This is a genomic window from Mesorhizobium sp. M0768 (assembly GCF_040320195.1).
Classification (GTDB): Bacteria; Pseudomonadota; Alphaproteobacteria; order Rhizobiales; family Rhizobiaceae; genus Mesorhizobium.
In genome coordinates this window covers 132,423-148,671 of the sequence record NZ_JAMYPD010000001.1, presented here as the reverse complement: position 1 = coordinate 148,671, position 16,249 = coordinate 132,423, and the positions used below count along the sequence as shown (strand labels likewise).

16 protein-coding genes are annotated in these 16,249 nt (G+C 62.6%); 7 read left to right on the top strand and 9 right to left on the bottom strand.

Annotated features, from left to right (window positions below; all coding sequences use genetic code 11):
• Window positions 1–52: 52 nt before the first annotated feature.
• On the bottom strand, window positions 53–670 hold the full coding sequence (locus NKI08_RS00765) for a DUF922 domain-containing Zn-dependent protease (RefSeq protein ID WP_352766681.1): 618 nt from the start codon (window positions 668–670) through the stop codon (window positions 53–55).
• Between the two features lie 96 nt (window positions 671–766).
• On the opposite strand from NKI08_RS00765, the gene folP reads away from it, so the two are divergent.
• Genes folP through folK form a run of 3 tightly spaced genes read left to right on the top strand, consistent with a single transcriptional unit; the run spans window position 767 to window position 2,486 of the window.
• Window positions 767–1,612, top strand: a complete 846-nt coding sequence (gene folP, locus NKI08_RS00760) for a dihydropteroate synthase (protein WP_352766679.1) — start codon at window positions 767–769, stop codon at window positions 1,610–1,612.
• A gap of 3 nt (window positions 1,613–1,615) precedes the next feature.
• Window positions 1,616–1,975, top strand: coding sequence for a dihydroneopterin aldolase (gene folB, locus NKI08_RS00755; RefSeq protein ID WP_352471721.1), 360 nt, complete (start codon window positions 1,616–1,618; stop codon window positions 1,973–1,975).
• Entirely contained in the window at window positions 1,959–2,486 is a 528-nt protein-coding gene (gene folK / locus NKI08_RS00750; protein ID WP_352766677.1) for a 2-amino-4-hydroxy-6-hydroxymethyldihydropteridine diphosphokinase, read from the top strand. Before folB ends, folK begins: the two co-directional genes overlap by 17 nt.
• A 24-nt stretch (window positions 2,487–2,510) precedes the next feature.
• Here folK and NKI08_RS00745 read toward each other — a convergent pair whose 3' ends face one another.
• From NKI08_RS00745 to NKI08_RS00720, 6 genes are all read right to left on the bottom strand, one after another.
• The gene (locus NKI08_RS00745) at window positions 2,511–3,059 is read right to left on the bottom strand and encodes a DUF924 family protein (protein ID WP_352448961.1); all 549 of its coding nucleotides are present in this window, start codon (window positions 3,057–3,059) and stop codon (window positions 2,511–2,513) included.
• Between the two features lie 20 nt (window positions 3,060–3,079).
• Entirely contained in the window at window positions 3,080–4,915 is a 1,836-nt protein-coding gene (locus NKI08_RS00740; protein ID WP_352682898.1) for a monovalent cation:proton antiporter-2 (CPA2) family protein, read from the bottom strand.
• Between the two features lie 365 nt (window positions 4,916–5,280).
• Window positions 5,281–5,835: a hypothetical protein gene (locus NKI08_RS00735; RefSeq protein WP_023674843.1), complete on the bottom strand. Its 555-nt coding sequence runs from the start codon at window positions 5,833–5,835 to the stop codon at window positions 5,281–5,283.
• Between the two features lie 87 nt (window positions 5,836–5,922).
• Window positions 5,923–7,017: a YcjF family protein gene (locus NKI08_RS00730; protein WP_352471717.1), complete on the bottom strand. Its 1,095-nt coding sequence runs from the start codon at window positions 7,015–7,017 to the stop codon at window positions 5,923–5,925.
• A complete protein-coding gene (locus NKI08_RS00725) occupies window positions 7,014–8,492 on the bottom strand; it encodes a YcjX family GTP-binding protein (protein WP_352766674.1) in 1,479 nt (492 codons plus the stop codon). The genes NKI08_RS00730 and NKI08_RS00725 overlap by 4 nt, the downstream gene beginning before the upstream one ends.
• A gap of 62 nt (window positions 8,493–8,554) precedes the next feature.
• Entirely contained in the window at window positions 8,555–9,058 is a 504-nt protein-coding gene (locus tag NKI08_RS00720) for a SixA phosphatase family protein (RefSeq protein WP_352471715.1), read from the bottom strand.
• 260 nt (window positions 9,059–9,318) lie between these two features.
• On the opposite strand from NKI08_RS00720, the gene dksA reads away from it, so the two are divergent.
• Window positions 9,319–9,735 (top strand): RNA polymerase-binding protein DksA, encoded by a 417-nt coding sequence (gene dksA, locus NKI08_RS00715; protein WP_023674847.1) that lies wholly within the window; start codon window positions 9,319–9,321, stop codon window positions 9,733–9,735.
• Window positions 9,736–9,818: 83 nt separating this feature from the next.
• Here the strand turns inward: dksA and NKI08_RS00710 are convergent, their stop codons facing one another.
• A complete protein-coding gene (locus tag NKI08_RS00710) occupies window positions 9,819–10,571 on the bottom strand; it encodes a hypothetical protein (RefSeq protein WP_352502494.1) in 753 nt (250 codons plus the stop codon).
• 203 nt (window positions 10,572–10,774) lie between these two features.
• Between NKI08_RS00710 and cckA the strand changes: the two genes are divergently transcribed.
• Entirely contained in the window at window positions 10,775–13,348 is a 2,574-nt protein-coding gene (gene cckA, locus NKI08_RS00705; RefSeq protein WP_352766672.1) for a cell cycle histidine kinase CckA, read from the top strand.
• 83 nt (window positions 13,349–13,431) lie between these two features.
• The gene (locus NKI08_RS00700; protein WP_352766670.1) at window positions 13,432–14,142 is read left to right on the top strand and encodes a purine-nucleoside phosphorylase; all 711 of its coding nucleotides are present in this window, start codon (window positions 13,432–13,434) and stop codon (window positions 14,140–14,142) included.
• 46 nt (window positions 14,143–14,188) lie between these two features.
• Here NKI08_RS00700 and NKI08_RS00695 read toward each other — a convergent pair whose 3' ends face one another.
• Window positions 14,189–14,584: a hypothetical protein gene (locus NKI08_RS00695; protein ID WP_352502497.1), complete on the bottom strand. Its 396-nt coding sequence runs from the start codon at window positions 14,582–14,584 to the stop codon at window positions 14,189–14,191.
• A 301-nt stretch (window positions 14,585–14,885) separates the two neighbouring features.
• On the opposite strand from NKI08_RS00695, the gene urtA reads away from it, so the two are divergent.
• Window positions 14,886–16,196, top strand: coding sequence for an urea ABC transporter substrate-binding protein (urtA, locus tag NKI08_RS00690; RefSeq protein ID WP_352455694.1), 1,311 nt, complete (start codon window positions 14,886–14,888; stop codon window positions 16,194–16,196).
• Window positions 16,197–16,249: the final 53 nt, after the last annotated feature.

Sequence of the window (16,249 nt, the reverse complement as noted above, 5' to 3'; positions counted from 1 at the left end):
CGAAGCTGGCACTATGTTTCGGCAAAATTGGCTTTGCCCGACGACGCGGAGTTCAGCCGGGAGAGAGCCGGCCGTTCTCAATGCGCTCGATGCGATAGTGCAAAAGCCGCAGGATGCGGCTTTGGAAATTGGCGCTTTCGACACGATCGAAGCGCATCTGGTCCTGGTCGTGTTTGGCAAGCATGGCCGCAGTGATTTTTGCGGCCTTGGTCTTTGCCAGTTCGCAGGTCTTTTCCGGGTAGCTCGCCTTCAAGGCGTCTTCTAGTTCGCGGCCGTGGTTCTTCGCAATCTCGACGTGGCGTTCCTCATGGCGCTTGATGTCGGCGGACAACGTATCCCAGAACAGCCTGACGCCGGCATCGGCTTTGCGCGGGCGGCGCCACTCAGGAAGGATGACCTTGACCTTGACGGTGACGACAGCGTCGGCAATCCAGCACGAGCCCGGCTTTTGCGCATAGCTGACGCGGGTGGTGAACGCCATCTGGGTAGCTCCCGGATGCCGCGACCCGGTGCTTTTCACCTGAGGCCCGAGTTTCGACAGCTGGGTCTCGATGTCGTCGAGCGTCCTGCCGCCGATCGGGAAATAACTATATGTCTTGACGAGCGTTGCAGCGCCGGCCGGGAATGCGGTCAGGGCGAGCACCAGGGCGCAAAGGAGGGATCGTTTCATCGTGTTGCCTCTTTGCCCACCTTGCTTTACCGCCGTCCTCGGCGCAACGGAATTGATCCCCCGCCACGCCGCGGGATCGAACATGGTTGATGGGCAATGATGACAGGGCGATGGCAGTTGGCGCACGGACGCCATCTCGACCTTGGCGGCAAGGCCGTGGTCGTCGGCATCCTCAACATCACGCCGGACAGTTTTTCCGACGGCGGCCTGTTCGATGCGCCGGAAAAAGCAGTGGCCCAGGCGCGCCGCATGGTCGAGGAGGGGGCCTCTGTCATCGACATCGGCGGAGAATCGACACGTCCCGGGGCGTCTGCGGTCTCCGCAAAGGAGGAACAAACCCGCATACTGCCCGTCATCGAGGCGCTGGTGAAGGCCGGCGGAACGCTGATCTCGGTCGATACCTATCGCGAGGATACGGCCCGGCTTGCCGTCCAAGTCGGCGCGCATATCGTCAATGACGTCTGGGGCCTGCAGCGCGAGCCGGGCATTGCCCGCGTCGCGGCCGAAACCGGCGCTGGCCTTGTCGTCATGCACACGGGACGGGACCGGCAGAAACTGCCCGACGTGATTGCCGATCAGCTCTTCTTCCTCAGGAAGTCGCTGGAAATCGCGCGGCGGAGCGGTGTTGCCGACGATCATATCGTGCTCGATCCGGGCTTCGGCTTTGCCAAGGAGACGGCAGCGGAAAATCTTGACCTGATGGCACGGTTTTCCGAGCTTCATGCGCTGGGTTTTCCACTGATGGCCGGCACATCGCGAAAGCGCTTTATCGGCACCGTCACCGGCCGCGACGCAGCCGCAAGAGGCGCCGGGACCGCGGCCACCAGCGTCATCCTGAGGCTCAAAGGCGCGCATCTCTTTCGCGTCCACGATGTCGCAATCAACGTGGATGCGCTGGCCATCGCCGATGCTATGCTGGCACGTGAGATCGGGGAAAGCTGAGCCATGTATGTCATCCGCATGAAGAACTGCGCCTTCTTTGCCCGGCACGGTGTGCTGGACGAAGAAGAGACGCTCGGCCAGCGCTTTTATGTCGATGCGGCACTCATGGTGGATCCCGGGCGGGCGCTGGTCGAGGATTCCATTGAGGACACCGTCAATTACGGCATCGCCTTTGCGGTCATCGAGAAGATCATTACCGGCGAACGGCGCTTTCTGATCGAAGCGCTGGCGCTCGAAGTGGCGAGGGCGCTGACGGCGCGGTTTCCGCAGATCAAGAAGGCCGAGATCACCGTGCGCAAGCCGAACGCCCCGGTGCCGGGTGTGCTCGATCATGTCGAGGTGACCGTTGTCTGGCCAGAATAGTAACAACAACAACAACACCGTCTATCTCAGCCTTGGCGGCAATCTCGGTGATCCGGCGAAGTCGATGGCTGCGGCACTGGGCATTCTGGATGCCAACGAGAGAACACGCGTCGTTGCCGTTTCGTCGCTCTACCGCACGCCGCCCTGGGGCAAGCTCGATCAGCCGGATTTCCTCAACGCGGCGGCCGAAATCTCGACCGCGCTCGCGCCGCGGGCTTTGCTCGACCTTTGCCTCGACGCCGAGCGAAAACTGAAGCGGGTGCGCGAGGAGCGCTGGGGTCCACGCCTGATCGATATCGACATTCTGGTGTTCGGCGACCGCATCATCCACGAGACCGGACTGGAGGTGCCGCATCCGCGCATGCTGGAGCGCGCCTTCGTGCTGGCGCCGCTGGCAGAAATTGCGCCGGAGCTTGTGGTCGACGGCAAGAGCGTATCGGAGCGGCTGGCCGCCGTCGACACATCGGGCATTGAACGGCTGGCGTCAGGCCGGGATTGGTGGAAAACCTGATGCTGTCGCCATCGGTGCCTGAAATCAGCCGGAGAACCCACCTCCGTCGAGGAACATTTGTTCGTCCGGTGTCGTCTCGCGGCCAAGCATCCTGTTTCGATGCGGAAAGCGGCCGAAGCGCTGGATGATGTCGCGATGCTCGATCGCATATTTCAGATAGATCGGGGCTTTGGCGGCGGTAAGCTCTACCGATTTGAGCTGATCGGCGAGGTCCTCCGAATGCTCATAGGGCAGATAGAGAAAAACGCGGAGCTCTTCGTCGAGTGCCAGGTCATGGCCGGCAGCGATCGCTTTCCCGGCGAAATGCCGCGCCAGCGGGTCCGTGGCGTACATGTGGCCGGTGGCGCGAAAGCAGTTTCGCGGAAACTGGTCGAGCAGGATCATCAGTGCCAGCGACCCTTCGGCGTGTTCGGACCAGCCGTCGCATTCGCGGCGGGCGGCGGCAAAGTGCAGATCGAGAAACCGGGTGCGGAAGTCGGCATCAAAGGCGTCGTTCTTCTCGAACCACGCGTCCTCCCCGGCGTCGCGCCAGAATCTGGTGATGGAGACAGCGCGCTCGTCCAGTTCGTTCATCATTCGCGTCTTTCCAACGTTTAATCGGCCGGCTCGGATTTCTGCAGCACGCCGGCCGTCTCCTCGTTGAGCGCCTGGCCCACGCGCCGTGGCGTGCTGAGCGGCGTCGGGATGGGGGTGCCGATATTGCCTTTGAGGAAGCGCCGCCCGGCGCGGATGCCTTCTGCCTGTTGAAGTTCGAAACGGGCAGCATCGCGGCGGCGGACGTCCTCGACTACCTCGGCGACCTCTTCCGGATCGACGCCGAGAGCTTCCAGTGTCGAGCCGCCGAAGACAAGCGCCGATTCGAACGTCTCGCGGAGCTGATAGTCGACGCCGGCACGAATGAGCTGCAATGCCGTGCCGCGGTCGAAAGCCCGCGCCAGCACCGTCAGCAACGGAAACTCCGCCTTGATGAGCTCGGCGATGCGCACGGCGGCATCGGGCTTGTCAACGCAGATCAGCACGGCGCGTGCGCGCCCGGCTCCCGCGGCACGCAGGATGTCCAGCCGCGTGCCGTCGCCGTAATAGACCTTGAAGCCGAAATCGGCCGCCGCCTGGATCATCTCGACCTCATTGTCGATGATCGACACATCAATCCCGCGCAACAAAAGCGGCTGGCTGGCGATCTGGCCGAACCGGCCAAAGCCGATGATCAGCACGCTGCCGGTCAGGCCTTCGGCGACATCGACGCCTTCAAGCGACTGCTCGTCGCGTGGCGTCAGATACCGCAATGCTATGATCGCTAAGGGCGTCAGCACCATGGAAATGATGACGATGGCGGTCAGCATCGCATTGGCCTGGCTATCGATGATACCGACAGCCGCCGCTGCGGAATAGAGGACGAAGGCGAATTCGCCGCCTTGCGCCATGAAGACCGCGCGCTCGAGCGCTTCCCGGTGGCCGGTTTTGAGAATGCGGGCGACGATATAGATGCCGATCGCCTTCATCATCATGTAGGCGACGACATAGATGGCAATGAGCTGCCAGTTGACGACGACCACATGCAGGTCGAGCGACATGCCGACGGCGAGGAAGAACAGTCCGAGCAGAATGCCACGGAACGGTTCGATGTCCGCCTCCAGCTGATGGCGGAAGGTCGATTCCGACAAAAGCACGCCGGCCAGGAAGGCGCCCATCGCCATCGACAGGCCGGAAAGCTGCATGGCGAGCGCCGACCCGAGCACGACCAGAAGGGCGGCTGCGGTCATCACCTCACGGGCGCGCGCGTCCGCCAGGATACGGAAGAACGGATTGAGCAGATAGCGTCCTGCAAGCACCAGCCCGACGATCGCGGCAAGGCCGATGCCGACCTCCGTCAACCGATCCGACAGGCTCATGTCGGCGCCGCCCGGCGCGAGGAAGGCGATCAGCGCCAGCAGCGGCACGATGGCCAGGTCTTCCAAAAGCAGGACCGAGACGATGCGCTGGCCCTTGGGCGTGGCCAGGTCGCCGCGTTCTTCCAGCAATTGCATGACGATTGCCGTCGAGGTGAGTACGAAACCGGCGCCGGCGACGAAGGATTGCGCGATCGGGAAACCTCCCGCCAGGCCGACGCCGGTCAGCAGGACCGCGCAGACGCCGACCTGCAGCGCGCCAAGCCCGAAGATCTCGCGGCGCATGCCCCATAGCCGTGACGGCTGCATCTCCAGCCCGATAATGAACAGGAACATGACGACGCCGAGTTCGGCGACATGAAGAATGGCTTCCGATTCGGAAAAAATGCGCAGCCCGAACGGACCGATCACGACGCCGGCCGTCAAATAGCCGAGGATGGAGCCAAGTCCGATACGCCTGAAGATCGGCACCGCAACGACGCCGGCGGCAAGCAGCGCCACCACCTGGATCAGATCGCCGTTCGATGCCTCTGCCGCCATGCCTGCCGTTCCGCTCTCTTGCAACAAGCGGCCAAGATAGGGGCTTCGGGGCGGATCGAACAGTGCGAATCCGGCGCGTTGTGAAGGCGATATTGCAGGCGCACTGAACAGGATAATGGGCTCCCGCGCGTTGCTTGTTCCAGCAATCCGGCGCTAAGGACGCCCGGCTTCGGCCAGTGAAGGGCGAGCGACGATCAAGTCGCGGCCCTTTCAGGCGGTGACAACCAAGTATCAGGGCGGCACGACAGCAGCCGAGGCCTGCAAGGCCTATGACGAGGTGATTGCCGCGATCAAAGGCTGAGCACTTATTTGCAAATCAAAAGAGGGCGGCGCCGTTTGGCCGCCGCCCTTCTCACGCTGAAAGCTCAGTTCGGAGTTATGGAGCCGACCTCGACTGCATCGATCCGCTTCAGCTTCATGCCGATGACCGGGACCAGCTGCTGGTCGACGCGCACGGCAACGGTCACTGTCATCGAATTGTCGTCGGGGACAAGCGCCTGCATCACGCCGCGCAACTGATTGCGATTGATGGTGAAAACCACCTTGTGCGCATCGACGACATTGCCGCCGATAATGTCGAGGCCGGAGCCGGCGGCCCCGCCCATAAAGCTACCCTTGTAGCCCTGCCGGCCCTTGTGTTCGATTGTTGCCGACATCTGCTGGGTGAACATGCCTACCCGACAGCCGCCGTCGAGCGACATGCCGACCTTGCCGTCAGGCGTCGAGCCGATGAAGCTGCAGGTGAATTTCGTGCCCTTGTATTTGCCGGCAACGATTTCCCCGGGGCCGACCCATTTGCCTTCGACCGACCGAAAGAACTGCTTGTCCGGTTCCGCCGCCGAGGTCTTTCCGGCAATGCCGACGGTTGCGACAAGCGCGAGCGCCACGGGCAGCCCGCTGGACAGAATAACGCTTTTCATCGACGACACCCGGCAACAAAGAGACTGGTTTGGACGCTTCCGACCATGGACAAGATTGGTTAATGCTTTGTCACCCCAAGGCAATAGTCACGTTCCGGAAGCGGATGTTTCTTTTTCTTTCTTTGCTGCAAAGGAGGTCAGCGCGGAGAGGAAATCGCCCAATCCGGGCCGCCTGACCGCGTAAAAGGGCAGGGGCCTTGCGGTTTCCATCGCTGCAATGCCGATGCGCGCAGTCATCATGCCGTTGACGACGCCTTCGCCGAGCTTGGCCGAGAGCCGGGCGGCAAGGCCGTGGCCGACGATCTGCTGGACGAAACTGTCGCCGACGGCGATCGACCCGGTGACCGCGAGATGGGCCAGAACGCTGCGCGCCAGGCGAAAAAAGCCAAGCGTGCCGGGGCGGCCGCCATAAAGTTCCGACAGCCGGCGAATCAACCGGCCGGCTTCGAACACGACATAAGCGACGTCGACCAGCGCGCGGGGGCTGACCGCGGTCACCAGGGAGACGCGCTTCGCCGCTTCGAGGATCATCACCCTGGCGCGGGCATCGAGCGGGCCGAGTATCTCGGTCTCGGCCAGGCGCACCAGATTGCCGCCGTCAATGATCTCGCCGCGCAATTCGGCCAGCGAGCGCCTGCCGGCCGCGGTTTCAGGCTTGGCCGAGACAAAGACCGACAACTCGTCGACCACGGCGCGGGCGGCCTTCGGATCGTCACGGGCAATTGCATCGAGCGCCCGCTTCTGCAACTTTTCGACCTCGGCAAGGCGGGCAATCGCCATGAATTCGCGCACGAGGATGATCAGAAGCGCCAGGATGGCGATCGCGGCCATAGCGGCAGCCAGCCAGCCCAGCCACTCGGCGCGCTCGAACAGGTCGCGAATCAGCTGGTCGGTCCAGAGGCCGACGGCGAGCGAAACCAGAACGCCCAGCGCGCCGAAGAACAGGCTGCCAAGCAGCGAACGTTTTCGCGGCGCAATCGCCGGCGGCGGTTCGGCGGCGACGATATCAGGCTCGTCGAAGACGTCGATCTCCGCCGGTGTGACCACGGCAAGATCCGCCGTCACGGTACGCGGCTTTCGCGCCGGCGCGGCCCCGGACGCAGTATGGTGAGCCGTCGAATCTTCCTTCTGCTGGGGCTCCGGCTCGATGCGAAAGGCCGCCGGTCTGCGGGGCGCACTCATGCGAGATGATCTCCGATCAGGAACTGCAGCGCGCGGTCGAGCCTGATATGCGGCAGCGACAGCGTGACGCCCTCGGCGGTGCGCTCGAGTTTCGGCGGGCGAAAGCGCACGAAGCGGATCGCGGGGTCGTCATCGTTCTGCCGGCGGGTCGATTCGGAAACATCGAACACCGCATCAACTTTCTCCGGCAAGTCACCGGGAAATATGGCTGTTTCTGTCTTTCCGTCAAAGGTTTCGCCATCGATTTTTTCGCCGCGCAACGGCATGCCGATAATGACCGGCAAAGTCTCGCGGCCCTGCTTGACCGTGCCTTCCCGGGTCGCGCGCATGGCAGCCATAGCGACGACGTTGACGTCGGCGCCGGTGAAATTCGCCCGCGCCACGGCTCGGTCGGCTAGCCGCCGCACGATCGCCTGCAGCCGGTCGTGGCTTTCGTGGTGCAGATGGTCGGCCTTGGTCGCGGCCACCAATATACGGTCGATACGCCTCGAAAACAGGTCGGTCAGGAAATTGCCCCGGCCGGGCCGGAAACAGGACAGGATTTCGGTGACCGCGCGCTCTAGATCGGCCATCGCACCGGGGCCGGCATTCAATGCCTGCAATGCGTCGATCAGCACGATCTGGCGGTCGAGACGCGTGATGTGTTCGCGAAAAAACGGTTTGACGACATGCGTCTTGTAAGCCTCGTAGCGCCGCTCCATCATAGCCTGCAGCGATCCCGAGCGGGCGCGCCGGCCGCCCAGATTCGGCAGCGGCGCGAAGGTGAGAGCGGGCGAGCCTTCAAGATCGCCGGGCATCAGGAAGCGGCCGGGCGGCATGGTCGAAAGCGCCCGCTCGTCGAGTTTACAGGCCTTGAGATAGGCCGCGAAGCTCTCAGCGAGACGGCGCGCCGTCATCTCGTCGGCCTCGGCGTTGGGGTCGACCGGATCGGAGAGCGCCCGCCATTCCCGCGAAAGGTCGACACGCACCGCCAACACGGCCATCTCGAAGGCCTCACGCGAAAAATCGGCGTAGGACTTGCCGAGCAGCGGCAGGTCGAGCAGCCATTCGCCGGGATAATCGACGATGTCGACCGACAATTTGCCGGCGGAAAACATGCGGCTCCAGCCAGAGGCCGATTCGTATTCGATGGTGAGCCTCAGTTCGGAAATCGCACGCGTCGAATCCGGCCAGACGCGATCGTCGACAAGAGCTGCGATGTGATCCTCGTACTGGAAGCGTGGGACCGCGTCGTCCGGCTGCTCTTCGAGAAAAGCCCTGGCGATGCGCCCCGATTTTTGTGCCTCAAACAGCGGCAAGCGTCCGCCATGGACGAGATTGTGCACAAGGGCCGAGATGAACACCGTCTTGCCGGCGCGGGACAGCCCGGTCACGCCAAGACGCAGTGACGGAGCGAAAAGCCCGGCAGCGCGGCCTGACAACGTATCCAAGGCAATCTTCGCCTCGTCGGTAAAAGTCGTCAGCGCTGATGGCAAATCTGTTCTCGCGGGCCGGTCAGGATCCGATATAGGCTTTGATGCGCGGCTTTGAAATGGCCTCAGATATCGGCAGGCGTCAGGAAGGCTTCGAGATAGCCGGTGCCTGGCGCAGCCTCGGCAAGTCTGCCGTTGAACCGGACCACCGCAAGTGCGGAGGTCGGGAAGCCGTGGTTCAGCATGGCCCGCGCGGTCTCGTCGCCGTCGCCCGAGAGCGCCATGGCGAGATCCTCAATCATCGGATTGTGGCCGATGACGAGCAAGGCATCCAGCCCGCCATTCTGCCGGATGGCAGTGAGGTACGCGGCGGCATCGTCGCTGTAGAGGGTGTCACAGAACAGCACCCGGCCCGTGTCCGTGTGGCCAGCCAGGCTTTCCAGCGTCTGGCGGGCGCGCTTGGCGCTTGAGCAAAGGGTGAGGGCCGGTGCGTATTTGCGGGAACGCATCAGAACGCCCATCGCTTCGGCATCGGCGAAGCCGGATGGATCGAGCGGGCGGTCGAAGTCAGCCACGCCAGGCAGCGCCCAGCCGGCCTTCGCATGCCTCAGCAGGTACAGTCTGGTCACCGGATCCCCGTTGTGCCGGGCACCGAACCCGTCAGCACGCCGCAGGATTTGCCATCAGAAGAGCTCCGTGCGCAATGGCAAGCGCCCCTCAAGCATAGCGAATCATGTACGGATTCGGTCGTATTCTTCGCAAAAAGGGCATCGCCGATGCCGTTTTGTCCGAGACTAACAATTGCGTGAAACTGTCGTCGATTGACCTTGTGCAGCTTTCGGTCCGCGAATATATAGGCGCCAAATTTGGGGTTTGTTGGGTGAGTCGAATGAACGACATCGTTACCGCCGATTACGTACCCTCCGAAGACGAGCCGTTCATGAACGAGCGGCAGAAATCCTACTTTCGCATGAAGCTCGTCACCTGGAAGAACGACATCTTGCGCGAAGCGCGCGAAACTCTTGAAATCCTGCAGCAGGAAAACGCCAACCACCCCGACCTCGCCGATCGCGCCTCCTCCGAAACCGACCGCGCCATCGAACTTCGCGCCCGCGATCGCCAGCGAAAACTCATCTCCAAGATCGATTCGGCCCTCCAGCGCCTTGACGAAGGCACTTACGGTTATTGCGAGGAGACGGGCGAGCCGATCGCGCTGAAGCGGCTCGACGCGCGCCCGATCGCCACCTTGTCGATCGAGGCACAGGAGCGCCATGAGCGGCGCGAGAAGGTCTACCGCGACGACTGAGTCGCCGGGAAAAACAGCGGCATCGGTAAAGCGTTCACAATGGCCGGTTTTCCGGCCATTTTCATTGGCCGTTCGCTATCGGCCTATCTTTTCTGATTGGACAACTCGCCGAGGAGCTTCGTCATCTCGTCGTCGAGAGAGGGTGATGCCTTCGCCACCGGCTTGCTCGGCGTTTGGCTGAAGCGTGGCTCGTCGAGGGAAACCTCCAGCTCCTTCATCAGCGCATCGTCAATCGACTCGTGCTGTGCCGGCGGCTCGTATCTTGCCGGGGAGTCCTGTCTTGCCGGCGGCTGCGCATGCCGCGAGGCACTGGCGTTGACGGATCCATAACTTGGCAACGGCGTGACGTTCGATGCCGGTTTCGGCGCCGGCGCCGGCATTGTTGCCGGCATCGTCGCCGTCTGGCGGGCTCGGACAGGGGTCGCGGTTACGCTTGCCGGCTGCGGTGGCGCTTGCCTCACCGGCGCGGCTGTGGTCGAAGCAGACCTTGCTGCCGGCTGGTGGCCGTTGTCTCCGGTCAATGCCGGGCGCCGCAACGCCGAGAGCCTGATGTCGCGCTCGACGACGACGTCGGTCGGACCACCGATCAAGAGCAGGTGCTCGATATCGTCACGGCGCACCAGCACCAGCCGCCGGTGACTGTCGACCGCTGTGGCATCCATGACAGCCAGCCGCGTCTTGCGGTTCCTGCCGCCGGCGACGAATGTCCCGAACGTCAGGCTGCGGATCAGCCTGATGATAAGAAGAATGATGAGCAGAAGGACAAGTACTGCAAACGTCCATAGGATTGCTGCGGCATAACCAGGACCCGCCACGCCATCCAGCCATTGCAGCATTGGTTCCCCCAAAATCAGCTTTCGAAGAGAAGCGACACTAGACTGTTGCGGCAGGCCACCGCAAGTTGCCTTTCACGCTTCGTGAACAGCTTGAAACGCCGGGAGCCGAACGGCGTCATTTTTAGCGGACATCTGCAGCCGGGCCTTTTCCCAACCCTGAGAATATGATTCAACCGACACCGGAATTCACGAGCAGGGGGCACATGGCCAAGGAAGCGCGCGGCGATTTCTATCCGGTACCTATCGTCGACCAGAACACGCGACCGGGAGCGGTCACCCGGCTCATCGTCTTCATCGTCGTCCTGACTGGGGCAGCGATCGTCTTCGGCCTTTTCCGCGAGCGCCTTGGCGATCCATTCCTGCTTGGCATGCTTGGCGTGCTGGCGATGATCGGCGTCGGCTTTCTATTCGCCACTGCGATCGGCTTCGTGCACATCACGCCGCGCTCGACAAGCGACGAACTGTCGAAAGCTTTCGTCGATTCGATGTCGCAAGGTCTCCTGGTCACCGACACCAAAGGCCGTATCATCTACGCCAACCGGACCTATGCCGATATGACGGGTGCCGAGTCGGCCGCCGACCTCAAGACCGTCGAAGGTTTGCTTTCAGACGTTCCCGAGGCCTCGGTGACCATATACCGGCTGGCGTCCGGCCTGCGGGACGGCCAGCCGGGCGACGGCGAGTTTCGGCTCGCGCAGTCCATTCGGCCAGGCGCCGAACCGGGCGCGCGCTGGTACCGCGTTCGGGCCCGCGCCTTCAGCGTTCCCGGCCAGCGGCTGCCCATGCTTGCCTGGCAGCTTGCCGATATCTCGCGGGAACGGGCCGAGCAGGAGCGGTTCTTTCTCGACCTGCAAAAGGCGATCGATCACCTCGACCATGCGCCGGCCGGTTTCTTTTCGGCCGACCAGGAAGGCCGCGTCACCTATATCAACGCGACCCTTGCGGAGTGGCTGGGCATCGACCTGGCCAGCTTCACTCCCGGCGCAATCACGTTGCCGGAGATCGTCGCCGGCGACGGCATGGCGCTGGTCCGTTCAGTCAAGGCCGACGCTGGTACCACACGCAATGCCGTTATCGACCTCGATCTGACGACGATGACCGGCGAGGCGCTGCCGGTGCGCTTCATGCATCGTGTCTCGGCCAGCCGAGAGGGGCTCAACGGCCCGACTCGCACCATCGTGCTCAACCGGACGCAAGGCGAGGACGCTTCGGCCGACCTCCGCGCATCGGAAATACGCTTCACGCGGTTCTTCAACTCGACGCCGATGGCGATAGCCGGCGTCGACCATGCCGGCCGCATCCTGCGCACCAATGCGCCATTCCTGTCGCTGTTTTCCTCGGTCGTCGACCGCGACGCGGTCGATCGGCGTGTGCGGCTGGATACGGTGATCCACGAGCGCGACCGGCCGGCTTTCGCCGCGGCCTTCGAAAAGGCACGCCAGCAACAGGCTGACATCGAGCCGATCGATACGGTGCTGCCCGGCAATGAGGAGCGCCACATACGCTTCTACGTCAACGCGGTCGCAGACGGTACCGGTGGCGAGGGCGCCGAGGAATCGGCCATCGTCTATGCCGTCGAGACCACTGAGCAAAAGGCCCTCGAGGGCCAGATGGCGCAGAGCCAGAAGATGCAGGCGGTCGGCCAACTCGCCGGCGGCATCGCGCATGATTTCAACAATGTGCTGACCGCCATCATCATGGCCTCGGACCTGCTGTTGACCAACCACCGGCCGTCCGATCCGTCGTTCCCGGACATCATGAACATCAAGCAGAATGCCAACCGGGCGGCCTCGCTGGTGCGGCAGTTGCTGGCCTTCTCGCGCAAGCAGACGCTGCGGCCGGAGGTGCTCAACCTGACCGACGTGCTCGCCGATCTCAGAATGCTGCTTGCCCGGCTGATCGGCAACGATATCAAGCTCAAGATCGACCATGGCCGCGACCTGTGGCCGGTCAGGGTCGATATCGGGCAGTTCGAGCAAGTGGTGGTCAATCTGGTGGTCAATGCGCGCGATGCGATGCCGGCCGGCGGCGACCTCACGGTGCGCACCCGCAACGTCAGCGCCGGAGAGTGCAAGACCTTTTCCTACCGCGAACTTACTCCGGCCGACTATGTGCTGGTCGAGGTCGAGGACAGCGGCAGCGGCATCGCGCCTGATGTGCTGAAAAAGATCTTCGAGCCCTTCTTCACGACAAAGGAGGTTGGCAAGGGAACCGGACTCGGCCTGTCCATGGTCTATGGCATCATCAAGCAGACAGGCGGCTTCATCTTCTGCGATTCCGAAGTCGGCAAGGGATCCGTGTTCCGCATCTTCCTGCCGCGGCACATTGCGGAGGCAAGGAAGGCGGGCGAGGCTGGAGAAGTGCCGGCCGCCCCTGCCAAGATCACCGACTCAGCCAAGGATCTGTCGGGCTCGGCCACGGTGCTGCTGGTTGAAGACGAGGACGCCGTGCGCATGGGCGGCATGCGGGCGCTGAAATCGCGCGGCTACACCGTCCACGAGGCGTCGTCGGGCGTCGAGGCGCTTGAAGTCTACGAAGCGCTCGGCGGCAAGGTCGATGTCGTGGTGTCGGACGTGGTGATGCCGGAAATGGATGGCCCGACGCTGCTTGGCGAATTGCGCAAACGGCAGCCCGACATCAAGTTTATCTTCGTGTCCGGCTATGCCGAAGACGCGTTCGCCAAGAACTTGCCGGCCGACGCGCATTTCGGCTTCTTGCCGAAGCCGTTTTCGCTCAAGCAATTGGCCACGATCGTAAAGGACATGCTGGAATCCTGACCCTTCCAACGCTCCGCTTGCGCATTGTCGTGAGACTGCCATGATTACAGGCGAAACGGGCGACGGGTTTTGGAAAGCATGCCGTGACGCCACACAACGAGGCTAGCAAAGGCGACTACGCAAGCACGGTGCTGCTGCCGGGCGACCCGCAGCGCGCTGAATGGATGGCGGAGACCTTTCTGGAAGCGCCGCGCTGCGTCAACCGCCGCCGCGGCGCGCTCGGCTTTACCGGGTTGTTTCGCGGCAAGCCTGTCAGCGTCCAGTCCACCGGCATCGGCGTCCCGTCATTCCTGGTCTACGTGCACGAGCTACTGGACTTCTACGGTGCGAAAACGTTGATCCGCACCGGCACCTGCGGTGGCCTGACCGCCGAGATGGCGCTGCGCAGCCTGGTGATCGCACAATCGGTGCGCGGCGAAAATGCGGAGAGCGGCCAGGTTTTTGGGCTCTATCGTGCCGATGCCGGCCCCGATCCTGCATTGTTGGCCCAGGCGTTGGCCCGCGCTTCGGAACTCGGCATCGACCATCGGGCCGGACTGACGATCTGCAGCGATATTTTTTATCATCCGCTGGGGCGCGAACGCTTTGCCGAAGCACAGGCACAGGGGGCGCTCGCCGTGGATATGGAAACCAGCGCACTCTACCGCATTGCGGCCGATTTCGGCGCCCGGGCGCTGTCCATCCTGACCGTCGTCGACAATGTGGCAACCGGCGAGCAGACCGACTATTCCGAACGCCAGGGGCTTTTCACCGATATGACCCGGCTGGCGCTCGACATGGCGGCGGAGAGCTAGGCGGCTTCTACTTCGGAGTAGGGAAGCTCGCCAGGTTCCGTACTTTTCAACGCTTCGTGCAGGTCGAGGCGGTAAAGGCGCCGTCTGGCTGCTTCATGATGATGTCGAAGGACGGGGTGGTTCCGCTTTCCAGCGTCGCTTGCGTAAGCGAGATCGAGTTGCCACCGCTGGTGTAGCCGCCCAGCGGACCCAGCCAGGTAATCACCCCGTCTGCATCCATCTGGTAGTTATAACTCTGCGGCGCGGTGCCGAAGCTAACCGGACCGCTATAGACGTTTCCCTTGATGGTAATGTCGCCGAGGCTGAGGAACATGCCCAGCAGATAGACTTCGCAATGATAGGAGCCGTCCGGCAGCTTGCCGTCGCTGAAGCCGGCGCGCGCTACGGTCGTCGTCGCCAACAGAAGCATGGTGATGAAAATGCAAGACGTTCGGAAGGCCATGGCGTCGCTCGTTTAAGGGTTCGAACTTGCCCCATTTCGCTGCGGCGCTGCAATCCTCGCCAGCGCTCATATGATGCTGCTCAAAATTCGGGCATTGGCCTGTATATGAGTAAAACTTAGGCTGATACGAGTGATCTTTTCTCATTTCAAACCTGGCAGGCGAGGTTCATCTCCTGCGGCTAATACATTAACCGACTGACAGAGCTTGGAAATCTCAAACGTTCCGATCTTTCGCCGGTGATTGGCACAGCCGTTGCATGGTCTGTTCCGATGCAGTTAACCAGCTTGGGAGTTTAAAAGTATGAGGGGCAGTTTCTCGACAATAACAAAAATGTTTTCGGCCGGCGTGGTCACCGCCGGCTTGCTGATGAGCGTTCCCGCCAAGGCGGCCGACGACACCATCAAGGTCGGCATCCTCCATTCGCTGTCGGGAACCATGGCGATCTCGGAGACGACGCTGAAGGACGCCATGCTGATGCTCATCGAAGAGCAGAATGCCAAGGGTGGCCTGCTCGGCAAGAAGCTCGAGGCGGTGGTCGTCGATCCGGCTTCCAACTGGCCGCTGTTCGCCGAAAAGGCGCGCGAGCTGATCTCCAAGGACAAGGTCGCGGCGGTGTTCGGCTGCTGGACCTCGGTGTCGCGCAAATCGGTGCTGCCGGTGTTCAGCGAACTCGACAACATCCTTTTCTATCCCGTCCAGTATGAGGGCGAGGAGAGCGAACGCAACGTGTTCTACACCGGTGCGGCGCCGAACCAGCAGGCCATTCCCGCGGTCGACTATCTGATGAGCGAGGACGGCGGTTCGGTGAAGCGCTGGGTTCTCGAAGGCACCGACTACGTCTACCCGCGCACCACCAACAAAATCCTCGAGGCCTATCTGAAGGCCAAGGGCGTCGCTGCGGAAGACATCATGGTCAACTACACGCCGTTCGGCTTCTCCGACTGGCAGACCGAAGTTTCGGCGATCAAGAAGTTCGGCTCGGCCGGCAAGAAGACCGCCGTGGTCTCGACCGTCAATGGCGACGCCAACGTGCCGTTCTACAAGGAGCTCGGCAACCAGGGCATCAAGGCCGAGGACATCCCGGTCATGGCCTTCTCGGTCGGCGAGGAAGAGCTTGCCGGTCTGGACACTGCGCCGCTGGTCGGCCATCTCGCCGCCTGGAACTATTTCGAGAGCGTCGACACGCCCGAGAACGCGAAGTTCATCGCCGACTGGCACAAGTTCATCAAGAACGACAAGCGCACCACCAACGACCCGATGGAAGCCCATTATATCGGCTTCAACATGTGGGTGAAGGCGGTCGAGAAGGCCGGCACCACCGATCCGGACAAGGTCATCGACGCCATGGTCGGCGTCTCGGTGCCGAACCTGACCGGCGGTTATTCGACGATGATGCCGAACCATCACATCACCAAGCCGGTGCTGATCGGCGAAATCCAGGCCGACGGCCAGTTCGAAACCGTCTCGCAGACGCCCGGCCTGGTGATGGGCGACGAGTGGTCCGACTATCTGCCTGACTCCAAGGACCTGATCTCCGATTGGCGCGCGCCTCTGTCCTGCGGCAACTTCAACGTTGCCACCGGCAAATGCGGCGGCAAGGGAACCAACTGATCCTCCCGGTCTGTCCTCCCAGACCCGCAAGCCTCCGGGCAGGCTCCTCCTCC